Genomic DNA, 13914 nt, shown 5'->3' with positions numbered 1-13914 from the left:
TTACTCCCCGTCCAGGATTGCAGGGACCTTGAAGCGTCCATCGGCGTTGTCGGGTGCGCCGAGGAGCGCTTCCTCGTTGCTGAGGGTGTCCCCCACGACGTCGTCGCGGAACACGTTGCTCAGCGGGATGGGGTGGCTCGTGGCGGGGACGTCGTCGCCCGCCACTTCGCTCACGGTCTTGATGGCATCGACAATGACGGCGAGTTCTTCGGCCATGCGGTCGAGCTCGTCGTCGTTCATGTCGATGTGGGCGAGCCGTGCAAGGTGCGCGACGTCGTCCCGGTTGATCTCAGCCATGGATCTCCCCTGGAAGTCGGAAGTGGGTATCTGCCTCCAGTCTAGTGCTGGCGCGTGTGGCAGCCGGCATCAGGAACGGGCGACGACGACGGCGCCCGGGTGGTGCCGGGGAGTCAGAGTGCCAGGCGGAAGACCCAGAGCAGGATGTCCTCGTTGGGGACCTCCCAGTCGCGCTCGGGGACGCGGACGAAGCCCATCGACTCGTAGAGGCGGTGGGCACGCACCATGTCGGAGCCGCTCGTCAGGCTCACCGCCTCGATGCCGGGAAGGGTGCGGGCGTGCTCGATGATGCGCTCGACCATGGCCCGGCCGACACCGGCCCGCTGGACGGCAGGATCGACGGCCAGCATCCGGAACTCGAGTTCGCCCTCGATCGCGATGTCGGTGTACCGCTGTCCGGCGAAGGTCAGGGCCACCGAGCCGACCACCACGCCGTCGCGCTCGGCGACCCAGACCTCCGCGTGCTCGGCGCGGTGCTCGATGTCGGCCAGCACCGCCATGTAGGGATGCGACTCATCGCCGAAATAGCCGGCCTCGAGATAGGCACCGCGCGTGATGCGGCGGACGTCGTCGTAATCCTCGGTGCGGATCGGCCGGATGCTGATGAGGGAATCGCGCAGGGCGCTCCCGGAGGGTGTTGGAGTCACCGGCCCATTTTGCCACGTGGCGCAGGTGTTCCGAGGCCGCTGAGGACCGGTCACCCGCCGTCCGATCTGCGCTACGGGCAGGGACCCGTCCGGCGCGCGGACCCGGGGCCTGCGGGTGAGCGGCCGTCCCTCAGTCGTGGGCGAGGGAGGAGGACAGGTCCCGGTAGGCGTCGGCCTGTTCCAGGAGCAGGCGTGCCTTGTCCTCTGCGGTCTGGACGGCGTCGGCGCCGGCGAGCCAGCGCAGCGGCGGCTGGGCCTCGGCTGCGACGGTGATCAGGGCGGCGGCGAGTTTCGCGGGGTCCCCGCCCTGCTTGCCGTTCATGGACTGCCACGCCTCGATGGTGTCCTTCGTGCGCTGGTCGTAGTCCTCGATGGACAGTTCCGGCCAGAGCGTGGACGCGCCTTCGACGAGCAGTTCGGTGCGGAAGAACCCGGGCTCGACGATCGTGGTGTCGATGCCGTAGGGCGCGACGTCGAAGCGCAGGGATTCCATCCAGCCCTCGAGGGCGAACTTCGAGGCGCAGTACGCGGCGACGAACTCCTGCCCGGTGAGCCCGGCGGTGGAACTGAACGTGATGACATGTCCGCTGCGCTGGGCGCGCATCACCGGCAGCACGGCCCGGGTCACGTTCAGGGGACCGAAGAAATTCGTCTCCATCTGCTGGCGGAACTGGGCAGGGCTGAGGACCTCGAAGAACCCCGCGTAGAAGTTCCCGGCGTTGTTCACGAGCCGGTCGATCCGACCGAACCGCGCAACAGCCGCATCGACCGCAGCCTTCGCCGCGGCCTCGTCGGTGATGTCCAGGGATACGGCCAGCAGGTTCTCGTGCTCACCGAGGACCTCGATGACCCGTGACGCATCTCGGGCGGTGCCGACGACGGCGTGGCCGGCCTCAAGGGCGGCGCGGGCGATGTCGATGCCCATGCCGCGGGCTGCTCCGGTGATGAACCAGACTTCCTGATCAGTCATGATGATGTCCTTCTGGTGTTGTTCTATCGGTGTTCTTGCTGGTTGTTCTTCCAGTGAACGCCGCCTCCAGAACACGAGGGAGTCCCTGCCTATCCGGTTAATGACAGGAACCCCCTAACCCCGGGGATCGCGCGTAGCGTCGAAGGGTGGACAACGCCAACGACATCCGGGAGTTCCTGACCACCCGGCGCGCCCGGATCACCCCCGAGCAGGCCGGCCTGCCGGTGTTCGGGCACCGCCAGCGGCGTGTGCCGGGGTTACGCCGTGAGGAAGTCGCCCTCCTGGCCGGCATGAGCACCGAGTACTACGTGCGCCTGGAGCGCGGGAACGCCAAAGGCGTCTCCGAAGCAGTCCTGGAAGGCATCAGCCAGGCACTGCGCCTCGACGACGCCGAACGCACCCACCTCTACGACCTCGTCCGGACCGCCAACCAGGGCGCCCCGCAACGCAGACGCGGACCGGTCCGGGCCCAGCAGGTCCGACCGGGCGTACAGCGGATGATCGACGCCATGACCGCCCTGCCGACCATTGTGCAGAACGAACGTCTCGACCTCATCGCCTCGAACCAACTCGGTGCCGCGTTCTACTCCGAGATGTACGTCCAGCCGCAGCGGCCGCCGAACTTCGGCCGGTTCCTGTTCCTCGACCCCCGGTCCCGAACCTTCTACCGGGACTGGGACGACGCCGCCCGGCAGACCGTCGCGCTCCTGCGCAGCGCGGCAGGACGGGATCCCTACGACCGGGCACTCAGTGACCTCGTCGGGGAACTGTCCACCCGCAGCAATGACTTCCGCACCCTCTGGGCCGCCCACGACGTCCGCCTGCACCACTCCGGCGCCAAGAACGTGCACCACCCGATCGTCGGAGACCTCGACCTGACCTTCGAAGGACTGGCCGTCGCCTCAGACAACGGACTGTCCGTCATCGCCTACACCGCCGAACCGGGCTCCCCCTCCCACGACAGCCTCCAGCTCCTGGCCACCTGGGCCGCCACCGACCAGGCACCCCGGCGCCCGGCACACGACGACACCCGCTCCTGACCCCGGCTCAGCAGCGGGGGCACCCGGCCCTGCTCCACTCGGTGGCGTCGTCCCGAGCCATCACCGGCGACGAGGAACCCAGCCGTAGGTCAGGACGCCTCGGTCACCCGCCGGTACCCGGTGCCGTCCGGGTACCGCTCCATGTACCCGTAGTCGACGAGGGCCCGCCGGAGGGTGGGGATGTCGTGCGTGACGGTGGCGAGCAGGCGGTTGACCTCGGGCTCGCTGATCTCCTCGTCCGCCGGGATGAGCCGTTCGGCGAGGTGGGACAGGAGGTCCTCGCGGTCCTGGCCCGCGCGCGGCAGGCCGTCGATGCGTCCCTCGCGGAAGAAACGGTCGACGCCCTTGGGCGTGCCGGGTGCGGCGGCCGCGAGGACCGCCTTGAAGAGCTGCCCGTTGACATGGAGGTCGTCCGTGAGGAGCCCGGCGTCGACGAGGCGCTGCACCTCCTTCGGGGCCGCGTCGAGGGGCTGGCCGAGCACGGCGCGGGCGTACAGTGTGCGGGCCCGCTCGCCGGCGAGTGTGGAGAGGACCTTCTGCCAGGACGGCGGTGCACCGGGGGCCGGCTCGGGGGTCGGCTTGGGCATCGGTTCGGGGGTTGGGCTGGACGTTGTCATGGTTGCCTTTCGGGAAGCTGGGACGCCCGGCGGGCCGCCGCCAGGAAGTCGGCGGGGCCGGCCGCCGTGACCGCGGCGAGCCGTTCAGCCTCCGAGGGACCGCCGTCGAGCATGGGCCGCAGCGCCGGCCGGTGGACCGGAACGCCGGCTTCCTCGGCGATCAGGGCGCCCGCGGCGAAGTCGTGCTCGTTCAGGCCTCGTTCCACGAAGGCGTCGAGGGTCCCGTCGGCCACCAGGCAGAGGTCGAGTGCTGCCGACCCGAGGCGCCGCAGGTCACCGAATTCCTCGAGGAGCGGGCCGAGCTCCGCGACCTGGGCCGAGCGTGTGGGCCGGTCGTACGCGAATCCCGTGGCGAGGATGCGGCCATTGTCCGCCGTCGGGCCGGTGAGGCGCCGCACCGCGCCGTGGTCGCTGACCCACGCGCCGCCGCCGCGGGAGGCCCAGTAGATCCGGGACAGTGCCGGGGCGTGCACGACGCCGGCGAGCCAGGTGCCGTCCACGTCCGCGGCAGCCACGGAGGTGCCGTAGTAGACGATGTTGCGGATGAAGTTGGTGGTGCCGTCGAGGGGGTCGATGGACCAGCGGATCCGGGCGCCGTGGGGTTCGGCGCCCGAGGGTACGGTGGTGCCGAACTCCTCGCCGGTGATGGCATCGTGCGGCCGTGAGTCGGCGATGACGGCGCGTACCGCCTGCTCCGCCGCGACATCGAACGCCGTCACCCAGTCGCTGTCCGAACTCTTGCTGGTGGCGCCGAGCGCCCCAGGGTCCCGACGCGCAAGGACTCCGGCACCGGCAGCGGCGGCTTGCCGCGCGAGGTGCAGGAGGGCTTCCGGAGCGACCGTCGGGCCCTTCGCTACCCGGTCCGCTGCCGGGTCCCCTGCCCCGTCGCTCACGCGGTGTCCCCGCCCCGGGCGGGACCTGCGCCCGCTCCCGCCTGCAGCTCCTCGGCCACCTCGGTGTCCTCGTCGATGTCCTCGCCGATGTTCTTCTGGCCGGCTTCGTCGACGGCACCGCCGACGGAGGGTGCGGCGGCCGGACCGTTGCTGAGGAGGGCGATGAAGCCGTCCTCGTCGAGGACCGGGATGCCGAGCGTCTCGGCCTTCTCGAGCTTGGTGCCGGCGTTCTCCCCCGCCACCACGTAGCTCGTGTTCTTCGATACCGAGCCGGCAGCCTTGCCGCCCCGCGTGATGATCGCTTCCTTCGCCTCGTCGCGGTTGTATTGCTGCAGGGAACCCGTCACCACGATGGTCAGGCCCTCGAGCGTCCGCGGGGCGCTCTCGTCGACCTCGTCCTCCATGCGCACGCCCGCTGCCGCCCAGCGGTCCACGATCTCGCGGTGCCAGTCCTCCGCGAACCACTCCTTGAGGGCTGCGGCGATGGTGGGGCCCACGCCGTCGACATTCGCCAGCTCCTCCTCGCTCGCGGTGCGGATCCGCTCCATCGATCCGAACGCGGTGGCGAGGGCGCGCGACGCCGTCGGCCCCACGTGGCGGATGGACAGCGCCACCAGCACGCGCCACAGCGGCTGCTTCTTCGCCTTCTCCAGTTCGGTGAAGAGCTTGCGGGTCGTGGCACTCGGCTCGGAGGGCTTCTTGGCGGTCCCCTTCGAGTAGAAGTAGGGGACGAGCTCGCGGCCCGTCACCACGCCCTTGACCTTCTTGTCCCGCTCGATGCGGACGTCCGCGAGCTTCTCCGGTGTGAGGTCGAAGATCTCGGCCTCGGTGGTGATGGGCGGGACCTCGGGTTCGGCGGGCTGGGTGAGCGCGATCGCCGCTTCCCAGCCGAGGGCCTCGATGTCGAAGGCACCGCGTCCTGCGAGGTGGAACACGCGCTCACGCAACTGGGAGGGGCAGGACCGCGCGTTGGGGCAGCGGATGTCGACGTCGCCCTCCTTGGCGGGCTGGAGCGTCGTCCCGCAGGAGGGGCACTCGGTGGGCATCACGAACTCGCGCACCGGCGGGTCCTGCTTGTCGCGCAGCGCGATGACCGGCCCCACGATCTCGGGGATGACGTCACCGGCCTTCCGCAGCACCACGATGTCGCCGATCATGACCCCCTTCGCCTTCACGACCTCCTGGTTGTGCAGCGTCGCCATGCCCACGGTGGACCCGGCGACCTTGACGGGCTCCATGAGTCCGAACGGGGTGACGCGTCCCGTCCGCCCCACGTTGACGAGGATGTCCAGCAGCTTGGTGTTCACTTCCTCGGGCGGGTACTTGTAGGCCACCGACCAGCGCGGTACGCGGGAGGTGTGCCCGAGCGCACGCTGCAGGGCGAAGCTGTCCACCTTCACCACGATGCCGTCGATCTCGTGAAGGAGGTCGTGGCGGTGCTCCCCGAAGTGCTCGATGAAGGCCATGACCTCGTCCTGCGTCGCGAGCACCTTGTAGTAGGGGGATGTCGGGAGCCCCCAGGCCTTGAGCAGGTCGTAGGTCTCCGACTGCGTCCCGGCCGACAGCCCGGTGCGGGCGCCGATGCCGTGGACGTACATGTCGAGCGGGCGCTCGGCCGTCATGGCCGGGTCCTTCTGCCGCAGCGACCCCGCGGCCGCGTTCCGCGGGTTGGCGAACGGCGCCTTGCCCGCGGCGACCATGCGCTCGTTGAGCTGGGCGAACTCCTTCGTGGGGAAGAACACCTCGCCGCGGATCTCCACCTCCTCCGGATGGTCGGTCCCGGCCAGGTGCTGGGGTATCGAAGCGATGGTCAGGACGTTGTGCGTGATGTCCTCACCAGTGACGCCGTCACCCCTCGTGGCTGCGCGGACCAGCTCACCGTTGCGGTACAGCAGGTTCACCGCGAGGCCGTCGATCTTGAGTTCCGTCAGCCACGCGATGGTGGCTCCCGGGTTGCGCTGCTCCACGCCGGCGGACGCCCGGTCCAGCCAGGCCTTCAGCTCGTCGAGGGAGAAGACGTCCTCGAGGCTGTACATGCGGGCGAGGTGCTGCACCGGGGCGAAGGCGGACGAGACCTCGCCGCCCACCTCCTGAGTCGGGGAGTCGTTGGCGACGAGTTCCGGGTGCAGTGCCTCGATCTCCTCGAGCCGCCGGAAGAGGGTGTCGAACTCCGCGTCCGAGATGGTGGGGGCGGCGTCCTGGTAGTACGCGATGCGGTGGGCGCGGATCTCCTCGGCGAGCTGGGCGTACTCCTCGCGGAGCTCCTCGCCCGGCGGGTTCCGGTCCACGGTTCCGGCGGTATCGGCTGCGTCTTCGGTTCCTGTGGTCACTTTCCCATCTTGCCCTACGGCTACAGGGCGGGCCACTGCCGCGGCCCGCCGGCGGCCGCTGCCGGCGCCGAGGCGGGCGGTCACTCGGGACGGCAGGTCGAAAGGGCCGGCCCGGGCAGCCGGCGGAACGCCCGGTGCTACTGGTGCGGGAAGCCGGGCGCCGCGTCCGACCGCAGGACGGCGTGCGAGCCGTTCGCGCGCACGACGTCGTCCGGCTGCGTGCCGGTGCCGGTGTCGGTGCCGGTGCCGGTGCCGGTGTCGGTGCCGGTGTCGGTGCCGGTGCCGGTGCCGGTGCCGCTGCCGGCGCCGCCGTCGGTGCCGGCGCCGCCGCCGCCGCCAGTGGGGACCACGTGACCGACGTCGGCCGCGAACATCCCCCCTCGAGGGACACCCGCGCCCGCCGCACCGTCGACGTGTGCGTCCACGACGATCAGTGTGACGTTGTCGCGCGCCCCGGAGCGGAGGGTCGCCTCGACGAGCTCCTCGCATGCCTCCTGTGGATCCGCGACGGAGCTGAGGACGTCGTAGATGGCGTCATCGGACACCTCGCCGCTCAGGCCGTCCGAGCAGACCAGGATGCGGTCGCCGTCCTCGACGGGCATCAGCCAGAAGTCCGCCTCGGAGTCGTCCCCCGTGCCGAGTGCCCGCGTGACCACGTGCCGGCGGGGGTGCGTGCGGGACTCCTCCATCGAGATGCTGCCGGTGTCCACGAGCTCCTGGACCTCCGAGTGGTCCACGGAGATCTGTCCGAACCTGTCCCGGCTCAGGCGGTAGGTGCGCGAGTCGCCCACGTTGAAGAACAGCCAGGAGGGCACGCCCTCCTCCTGGACCAGCACGACGCCGCTGAGTGTCGTCCCCGCCAGTCCGCCTGCCTGCCGGCGGATCTCCTGGTCCGCGTCGTCGATGAGCTCCTCCAGCTCCGCGGCGGAGAACTCGGGCAGGTGACGCCCGAGAATCGGGCTGTTGCCCAGCGTCCGGACGCAGATACCGCTGGCGACCTCTCCGGCTGCGTGGCCGCCCATGCCGTCCGCCACGGCGAAGACCGGCTCGGAGGCGATCAGGGAATCCTCGTTCAGTTCCCTCCGCAATCCCCGATCCGTCGCGAAGCCGTAGGCGAGGTGCACGTCCCGCGGGGGGCCGGCCTGGGGGGTACTGAGGGGTTGGTCGGTCATTCCCCCATTCTGCACTGCCGGTTTGCCTCCCGATAGATTCCGCGGCGTCGGCGGGTCCTGCCGCTAGTCGAGGACGATTCCCGTGCCGGTCCCCCGGGCGAGGGTCACCGGCCGCACCTCGCCGAAACCGCGCACCTGCCGTGGCTCGTGCGGCGTCAGGACGAACTTCTCGTTGTGCTCGAGGGTCGCCGCGGTGGCGGAATCGACGAGCACCTCCCCGGGCTCGGCGAGCGCGGTGAGCCGGGCCGCGAGGTTGACCGTCGGACCGTAGATGTCGCCGAGCCTGGACAGCACCCGCCCCCAGACGAGGGAGCACCGCGCCGAGGGAAGGAATTCGTCCTCGGTGAAGGCCTTCGCGAGGGCCAGCGAGATCTCGGCACCGGCTTCGGGTGACTCCGCGATGTAGAGCACCTCGTCCCCGATGGTCTTCACGAGCCGGCCGCCGCCGACGGAGATGATCTCCGCGCACTTGTTCTCGAAGCGCTGCACCAGCTGCGCCAGGGTGCGCTCGTTCATCCGCCGCGACAGGCTCGTGTAGGAGACGAGGTCGGCGAACCCGACCGCCCGCGCCAGCGGGAGCGGTGCGTCCTGTTCGTCGCCGTCGCGCCCGGCCTCACTGGAGATCAGGCCCGATTCCGCGCGAAGGGCCAGCCGCTGGACGGCGGCGTTCATCTGGCGGCGCCACGCATACACGAGCGTCTTCTCGAGCGGTTCGAGGAGGTCGGGAAGCTCGGACACGAGCGTCTTGCGCGCGTCGGCGTCCGTGAGTCCGCGCTGGGCCACCATCTCCTCGACGATCGCCTCGATCTGCCACACGACCATGCGGTCCGTCATCTGTCCCACCGCACGGGTGATCGAGATCGCGGCGTCCTCGGTGAGCTGCTCCTGGCGCACCATGTCGATGATCGTCGTGAGCGCGTGGAGGTCCTTCTCGGTGAAGGCGACGTCGTCGTCCCCGATGTTGGGGAAGCCCATGGCCCGCCACAGCTTCCGCGCGGACAGGAGGGAGACGCCTGCCCCGGCGGCGATGTCCCGGCGCTTGAGCGTGCGTTCGGCGCCGAGAAGCTCGCGTTCGAGTCGGCGGATGCTCTCCCTGTCGAGTTCGATGGGGCCGGTAACCGATGAGGTCGGCGCGTCATCGACTGCAGCGGCCATGTCCGGCTGCAGCTGCCACACGGCCTTCGAGGCCGTCGACACGGCGGCCCCGAGTGCGTCGTCGGGCTGTCCCGCACCGATCGAGGGCGCGTCCATCAACGCCGCATCGATCGCGCCCGTATCCATCGCGGCGGCATCCGCCGCACCCGCGTCCATTGCACCCGTGTCCATCGCGTCCGCGTCCCTCGCGTCCGTGGACGAGTCGGCTCCCCCGTCGTCGGAGCGGGCGGGCTGCCCGGACTCGTGGCGGTCCTCCACTGTCACGATTGCTCACCCGTCCATTCCTGCTGCACCCGCGGCTTCCCACCGCGGGCGTACTGCGGATCGATTTCCATATCCACTCCATCGAACATGCGCGTCAGGGGCAGGTCGCCGATCGCCTGCACCACGTACTTCTTGAACGTGCCGATCTGCGGAACGTCCCGGTAGGCGTGCGCGCGGTCGAACCCGAGGTCCGCGACCAGGGTGCCGCTGCCGACCATGCGCTGCACCAGTCCCTGCTCCGTCTGCAGCTGCGAGACGGCGGACAGGCTGATCTGGTGCTCGGTGCGCCGGGTGACTCCACGCCGGTGGATGAGCCGCAGGCTCGTGAGCACGTACCGGTTGCTCGACCAGCGGATCACGGGGCGCACCACCACCCGGAGCAGCACCACCACGATGGCGGCGAGCGCCACCAGCAGCAGCACCGGCTGCCAGGCGGGGAGCCCGCCCGGCAGGTCCCGCCGGCCCAGGTACCCCAGTCCGAAGCCTCCGGCGGCCAGGAGGGGGAAAGCTGCGAGCACCGGTCCCACGATCGGCAGCGGGTTGGGCCGCGTACGCACGAGGACGCGTTCGCCGGGCAGCAGCTGGATCCGCATGGCCTACGCCTGCGGGCGCAGGTGCACGACGTCGCCTGCGGAGATGGTGTGGCGTTCGCCGTCGTCGTCGCGCACGATCAGCGCGCCCTGGGCATCGAGGGCGAGCGCGCGTCCGCTGAGCAGGGCGCCGCCGGGCAGTTCGGCCCGGACGTCCTGGCCGAGCGTCGCCATGCGCGCCCCGACCCGGGTCAGCAGGGACGGCCCGTTGTCCCACGCCGCGGAAGCGTCGCCGTCGACGTCGCAGAAGGCACGGTAGGAATCGGCGAACGTGCGCAGGAAGGACTTGAGCAGGATGTTGCGGTCCGTGGTGCCGGCGTATTCGAGCAGCAGGCTGGTGGCCGTGGGCACCGGGAGTTCGTCGTCGGTGAGGCTGACGTTCAGGCCGATCCCCACGACGACGGCGGGCGGCTCTGCACCCGCGCCCGGCACGAACTGCGCCAGGACACCGGCGAGCTTCCGGCCGTCCACCGTGACGTCATTGGGCCACTTGAGCTGCGGGGCGATCTTCGTGCGATCCTCGACGCTCTCCGCGAGCGCCAGGGCGGCGAGGAGCGAGAACCAGGAGTAGGCCGTGGTGGGCACGGGCCGCCCGTGCCGGTTGAACGGGCGCAGGAGCACGCTGACGAACAGCGATGACCGCTCGGGCGCGATCCAGCTGCGGTCCAGCCGTCCGCGTCCTGCGGTCTGCACTTCGGCACCGAGGACGCTCAGGTCGGGCCACCCTGCTGCCTCCCGCTGGGCGTGCTCCACGAGGTCGGTGTTGGTGGATCCGGTCCGTGCCACGATGTCGAGGCGGGAGAACGGGCCCGACGGCATGCACAGGGCTGTCCTCAGTGCGCCGAGGTTCAGGCCCGGGCGCTCGAGATTGGAGTAGCGGGAGGACATGCCATCGATCTTATCCGGCCCCGCGCTCCCTGCCCCGGAGCGCGTGACCTCAGAGGAAGATGTCCGGGACGAGCCGGTCCTCGGGTGCGCCGAGGCTGTACGGCGTGAAGTCGGTGACGCCTTCCTCGCGGAGCACCTCCTCGTCCGTGTAGAAGTTCCCGGTGCAGTCGCGTGCCGGGCGGACCAGGACGGCGTGCGCGGCGTCGGCGACGATCCGCGGGCTACGAGCCGCCTGGACGATGCGGTCCCCGCCGGGCATGGCGCGGATGGCCGCCGTGTCGATGAGGGTCGCGGGCCACAGGGAGTTCACGGCGACGCCGTCGTCCTTGAGCTCCTCGGCGAGGCCGAGGGTGGTCAGGCTCATCCCGTACTTCGCCATGGTGTAGGCCAGATGCCTGCCCGCCCATTCCGGCGTGAGGTTCAGGGGCGGCGAGAGGGTGAGGATGTGGGGGTTGTCCGAACGCTTCAGCGCCTCGAGGGAGGACTTGCTCAGCAGGAAGGTGCCGCGGACGTTGATGTCCGCCATGAGGTCGTAGCGCTTCATGTCCACGTCGGGCGTCCTGGAGAGGTCGATCGCCGAGGCGTTGTTGATGACGGCGTCGATGCCGCCGAAGGTACCGACGGTCGTATCGACGGCGGCCCGGACGTCGTCGTCGTGCCGCACGTCGCCGACCAGGGGCAGGGCGTGGCCACCTGCGGCCTCGATCTGTTCAGCCGCGGTGTAGACGGTCCCTTCGAGCTTCGGGTGCGGCTCGCCGGTCTTCGCCAGGATGGCCACGTTGGCTCCGTCGCGGGCGGCCCGCAGGGCGATGGCGAGGCCGATCCCACGGCTTCCCCCCGACAGGAGGAGAGTGCGCCCGGCGAGCGATCGGTGTCCGGGGCGGGCGTCCGGAGCGGAGGATTCCTGAGCGTCATTGCGTGCAGTCATGGCCCCACCATAAGCACCGGGGGCCGCCCGGCAGCTCGCGATGCTCCGATGTTACTCGCGGGTAACATCGGAGCCCCGGCTAAGCGTTGGCCTCGGAAACTGTAGACGTCCTACAACGGCAAGCCCTTTGATCCTCACTAGACTTGGGAAAACGCGCCGCACTTTGTCGGAATCCTCCAGTCTCGGCTGGGAGCTCCGCGCAGCCCAGTGAGGCGCGGTCCCATGCCACCCGCCGACCGGAGACTCCATGCACCAGGACCTGCAGCTCGACCTGACAACGACGGCCGGGAAGCTCGCCGACTTCCGGAGGCGCAAGGCGCTCTCGGAGCAGCCCTCCGGCCCCGAAGCGATCGAGAAGCAGCACGCCCGCGGCAAGAACACCGCCCGCGAGCGGATCGACCTCCTCGTGGACGAGGGATCGTTCGTCGAGTTCGATGCCTTCGCGGTGCACCGCTCCACCGCCTTCGGCATGGAGAGGAAGAAGCCCCTCGGCGACGGCGTCGTATCCGGCTACGCGACGGTGGACGGGCGCCTGATCGCGATCTACAGCCAGGACTTCTCCGTGTACGGCGGCTCCCTCAGCCAGGTCAATGGCGAGAAGATCGTCAAGGTGCAGGAGTTCGCGCTCCGCAACGGGTGCCCGGTCATCGGCATCAACGACGGCGGCGGCGCCCGCATCCAGGAGGGCGTCGCGTCGCTCGCGATGTTCGCGGACATCTTCCGCAACAACGTCCACGCGTCCGGAGTGGTCCCGCAGATCTCGCTCATCATGGGTCCCTGCGCCGGAGGAGCGGCCTACTCCCCCGCGCTGACGGACTTCGTGGTGATGGTGGACAAGACGTCGCACATGTTCATCACGGGCCCCGACGTCATCAAGACGGTGACCGGCGAGGACGTGGACATGGAGACCCTCGGCGGTGCACGGCAGCACAATACGACGACGGGCACCTCCGCCTACCTCGCGACCGACGAGGCGGACGCCATCGGCTTCGTCCGCGAACTGCTCGACTTCCTCCCGTCCAACAACCTCGCGGAGGCGCCGCTGACGGAGTTCGTGGAGGAGGCCGAGGTGACGGACGAGGACCTCGCCCTCGACGAACTCATTCCGGATGCCGCAAACCAGCCGTACGACATGCACGCCGTCATCGACGCGATCGTCGACGACAGCCACTTTCTCGAGATGCAGGCGCTCTATGCGCCGAACGTGGTGACGGGCTACGCCCGCGTCGAGGGCCACACCATCGGCATCGTGGCCAACCAGCCCCTTCAGTTCGCCGGCACCCTCGACATCAACGCGTCGGAGAAGGCGGCCCGCTTCGTGCGGCACTGCGACGCCTTCAACATCCCCATCCTGACCCTCGTAGACGTCCCCGGCTTCCTGCCCGGCAAGGACCAGGAGTTCCAGGGCATCATCCGGCGCGGCGCCAAGCTGCTCTATGCCTACGCCGAAGCCACCGTGCCGAAACTGACGGTCATCACCCGCAAGGCCTATGGCGGCGCGTACATCGTCATGGGGTCCAAGAAGCTCGGCGCCGACCTCAACCTCGCCTGGCCCACGGCGCAGATCGGCGTCATGGGCGCCCAGGGCGCCGTCAACATCCTGTACCGCGGGCAGCTCAAGGCCGTCGCCGAGGCGGGCGGGGACGTCGAGGCCGCGCGCGCGGACGTCGTGCAGCAGTACGAAGAAGAACTGCTGAACCCGTACCAGGCAGCCGAACTGGGCTACGTCGACGCTGTCATCGCGCCGTCGGAGACCCGGCTGCAGATCGTCCGGGGGCTCCGCGCCCTGCGCGACAAGCGGGCTGCCAACCCCGCCAAGAAGCACGGGAACATCCCGCTGTGACCGCGCAGGACAGCACGCCCGACCACGTCGACCAGGAGAGCCCGGCCCTCCTCTCCGTGGTCTCCGGCAACCCCACGGAGGAAGAACTGGCGGCCCTCACCGCCGTCGTCGTCGCCCTGCGGGGAAGCGGGGAAGCGGACGAGGCGCCGAACCACGGCAGGTCCTGGGTCCGCCGCGCCATGCTGCGGCTGGGCCCAACGCCGGGACCCGGCTCCTGGCGCCGCAGCGTCCGCTGACGCAACCCTCGCGTCCAGCACCCCTCGTCCGGCTTACTCGCCAG

The 13914-nt window shown here is 70.0% G+C and carries 14 protein-coding genes; 3 read left to right on the top strand and 11 right to left on the bottom strand.

Annotation, left to right across the window (positions count from 1 at the left end; translation table 11 throughout):
* From gatC to P5G52_RS17370, 3 genes are all read right to left on the bottom strand, one after another.
* A complete protein-coding gene (gene gatC, locus P5G52_RS17380) occupies nucleotides 1–297 on the bottom strand; it encodes an Asp-tRNA(Asn)/Glu-tRNA(Gln) amidotransferase subunit GatC (RefSeq protein ID WP_301229847.1) in 297 nt (98 codons plus the stop codon).
* A 113-nt stretch (nucleotides 298–410) separates the two neighbouring features.
* Complete coding sequence (locus P5G52_RS17375; RefSeq protein ID WP_435868718.1) at nucleotides 411–944, bottom strand: GNAT family N-acetyltransferase; 534 nt, start codon at nucleotides 942–944, stop codon at nucleotides 411–413.
* A 130-nt stretch (nucleotides 945–1074) separates the two neighbouring features.
* Nucleotides 1075–1914 (bottom strand): SDR family NAD(P)-dependent oxidoreductase, encoded by an 840-nt coding sequence (locus P5G52_RS17370; protein ID WP_301229845.1) that lies wholly within the window; start codon nucleotides 1912–1914, stop codon nucleotides 1075–1077.
* Nucleotides 1915–2060: 146 nt separating this feature from the next.
* Here P5G52_RS17370 and P5G52_RS17365 point away from each other — a divergent pair, with 146 nt between their 5' ends.
* Nucleotides 2061–2954, top strand: coding sequence for a helix-turn-helix domain-containing protein (locus tag P5G52_RS17365; protein ID WP_301229843.1), 894 nt, complete (start codon nucleotides 2061–2063; stop codon nucleotides 2952–2954).
* Between the two features lie 89 nt (nucleotides 2955–3043).
* On the opposite strand, the gene P5G52_RS17360 is transcribed toward P5G52_RS17365, so the two are convergent.
* The 8 genes from P5G52_RS17360 to P5G52_RS17325 all read right to left on the bottom strand — a co-directional run bounded on the left by P5G52_RS17360 (nucleotide 3044) and on the right by P5G52_RS17325 (nucleotide 11791).
* Nucleotides 3044–3571 (bottom strand): DUF2087 domain-containing protein, encoded by a 528-nt coding sequence (locus P5G52_RS17360; RefSeq protein ID WP_301229842.1) that lies wholly within the window; start codon nucleotides 3569–3571, stop codon nucleotides 3044–3046.
* Entirely contained in the window at nucleotides 3568–4392 is an 825-nt protein-coding gene (locus P5G52_RS17355; RefSeq protein WP_301230209.1) for an inositol monophosphatase family protein, read from the bottom strand. Before P5G52_RS17355 ends, P5G52_RS17360 begins: the two co-directional genes overlap by 4 nt.
* Before the next feature lie 68 nt (nucleotides 4393–4460).
* Entirely contained in the window at nucleotides 4461–6794 is a 2334-nt protein-coding gene (gene ligA, locus P5G52_RS17350) for an NAD-dependent DNA ligase LigA (RefSeq protein WP_301229841.1), read from the bottom strand.
* A 137-nt stretch (nucleotides 6795–6931) separates the two neighbouring features.
* A complete protein-coding gene (locus tag P5G52_RS17345) occupies nucleotides 6932–7966 on the bottom strand; it encodes a PP2C family protein-serine/threonine phosphatase (protein ID WP_301229840.1) in 1035 nt (344 codons plus the stop codon).
* Between the two features lie 63 nt (nucleotides 7967–8029).
* A complete protein-coding gene (locus P5G52_RS17340) occupies nucleotides 8030–9217 on the bottom strand; it encodes an adenylate/guanylate cyclase domain-containing protein (RefSeq protein ID WP_435868726.1) in 1188 nt (395 codons plus the stop codon).
* Nucleotides 9218–9381: 164 nt separating this feature from the next.
* Nucleotides 9382–9978 carry a PH domain-containing protein gene (locus P5G52_RS17335; RefSeq protein ID WP_301229839.1) on the bottom strand — a complete coding sequence of 199 codons (597 nt, stop codon included), beginning with the start codon at nucleotides 9976–9978 and terminating at the stop codon, nucleotides 9382–9384.
* 3 nt (nucleotides 9979–9981) lie between these two features.
* Nucleotides 9982–10863 (bottom strand): biotin--[acetyl-CoA-carboxylase] ligase, encoded by an 882-nt coding sequence (locus P5G52_RS17330; RefSeq protein WP_301229837.1) that lies wholly within the window; start codon nucleotides 10861–10863, stop codon nucleotides 9982–9984.
* A 49-nt stretch (nucleotides 10864–10912) separates the two neighbouring features.
* Nucleotides 10913–11791: an SDR family oxidoreductase gene (locus P5G52_RS17325; protein WP_301229836.1), complete on the bottom strand. Its 879-nt coding sequence runs from the start codon at nucleotides 11789–11791 to the stop codon at nucleotides 10913–10915.
* A gap of 259 nt (nucleotides 11792–12050) precedes the next feature.
* On the opposite strand from P5G52_RS17325, the gene P5G52_RS17320 reads away from it, so the two are divergent.
* Nucleotides 12051–13634 carry an acyl-CoA carboxylase subunit beta gene (locus P5G52_RS17320; protein ID WP_301230205.1) on the top strand — a complete coding sequence of 528 codons (1584 nt, stop codon included), beginning with the start codon at nucleotides 12051–12053 and terminating at the stop codon, nucleotides 13632–13634.
* Entirely contained in the window at nucleotides 13631–13870 is a 240-nt protein-coding gene (locus P5G52_RS17315) for an acyl-CoA carboxylase subunit epsilon (protein WP_301229834.1), read from the top strand. Before P5G52_RS17320 ends, P5G52_RS17315 begins: the two co-directional genes overlap by 4 nt.
* Nucleotides 13871–13914: the final 44 nt, after the last annotated feature.

Origin of the sequence: Arthrobacter burdickii (assembly GCF_030433645.1) — a bacterium.
GTDB classification, from domain to species: Bacteria; Actinomycetota; Actinomycetes; order Actinomycetales; family Micrococcaceae; genus Arthrobacter_D; species Arthrobacter_D burdickii.
The sequence above is the reverse complement of the archived record's forward strand: the minus strand, read 5'-3'. Positions and strand labels throughout refer to the sequence as shown.

Excerpts from the sequence above, each read along its gene's own strand:
- gatC (WP_301229847.1), bottom strand. The coding sequence starts at position 297 with ATGGCTGAGATCAACCGGGACGACGTCGCGCACCTTGCACGGCTCGCC.
- P5G52_RS17325 (WP_301229836.1), bottom strand. The coding sequence starts at position 11,791 with ATGACTGCACGCAATGACGCTCAGGAATCCTCCGCTCCGGACGCCCGC.
- P5G52_RS17370 (WP_301229845.1), bottom strand. The coding sequence starts at position 1,914 with ATGACTGATCAGGAAGTCTGGTTCATCACCGGAGCAGCCCGCGGCATG.
- P5G52_RS17360 (WP_301229842.1), bottom strand. The coding sequence starts at position 3,571 with ATGACAACGTCCAGCCCAACCCCCGAACCGATGCCCAAGCCGACCCCC.
- P5G52_RS17345 (WP_301229840.1), bottom strand. The coding sequence starts at position 7,966 with ATGACCGACCAACCCCTCAGTACCCCCCAGGCCGGCCCCCCGCGGGAC.
- P5G52_RS17340 (WP_435868726.1), bottom strand. The coding sequence starts at position 9,217 with ATGGACGCGCCCTCGATCGGTGCGGGACAGCCCGACGACGCACTCGGG.
- P5G52_RS17335 (WP_301229839.1), bottom strand. The coding sequence starts at position 9,978 with ATGCGGATCCAGCTGCTGCCCGGCGAACGCGTCCTCGTGCGTACGCGG.
- P5G52_RS17330 (WP_301229837.1), bottom strand. The coding sequence starts at position 10,863 with ATGTCCTCCCGCTACTCCAATCTCGAGCGCCCGGGCCTGAACCTCGGC.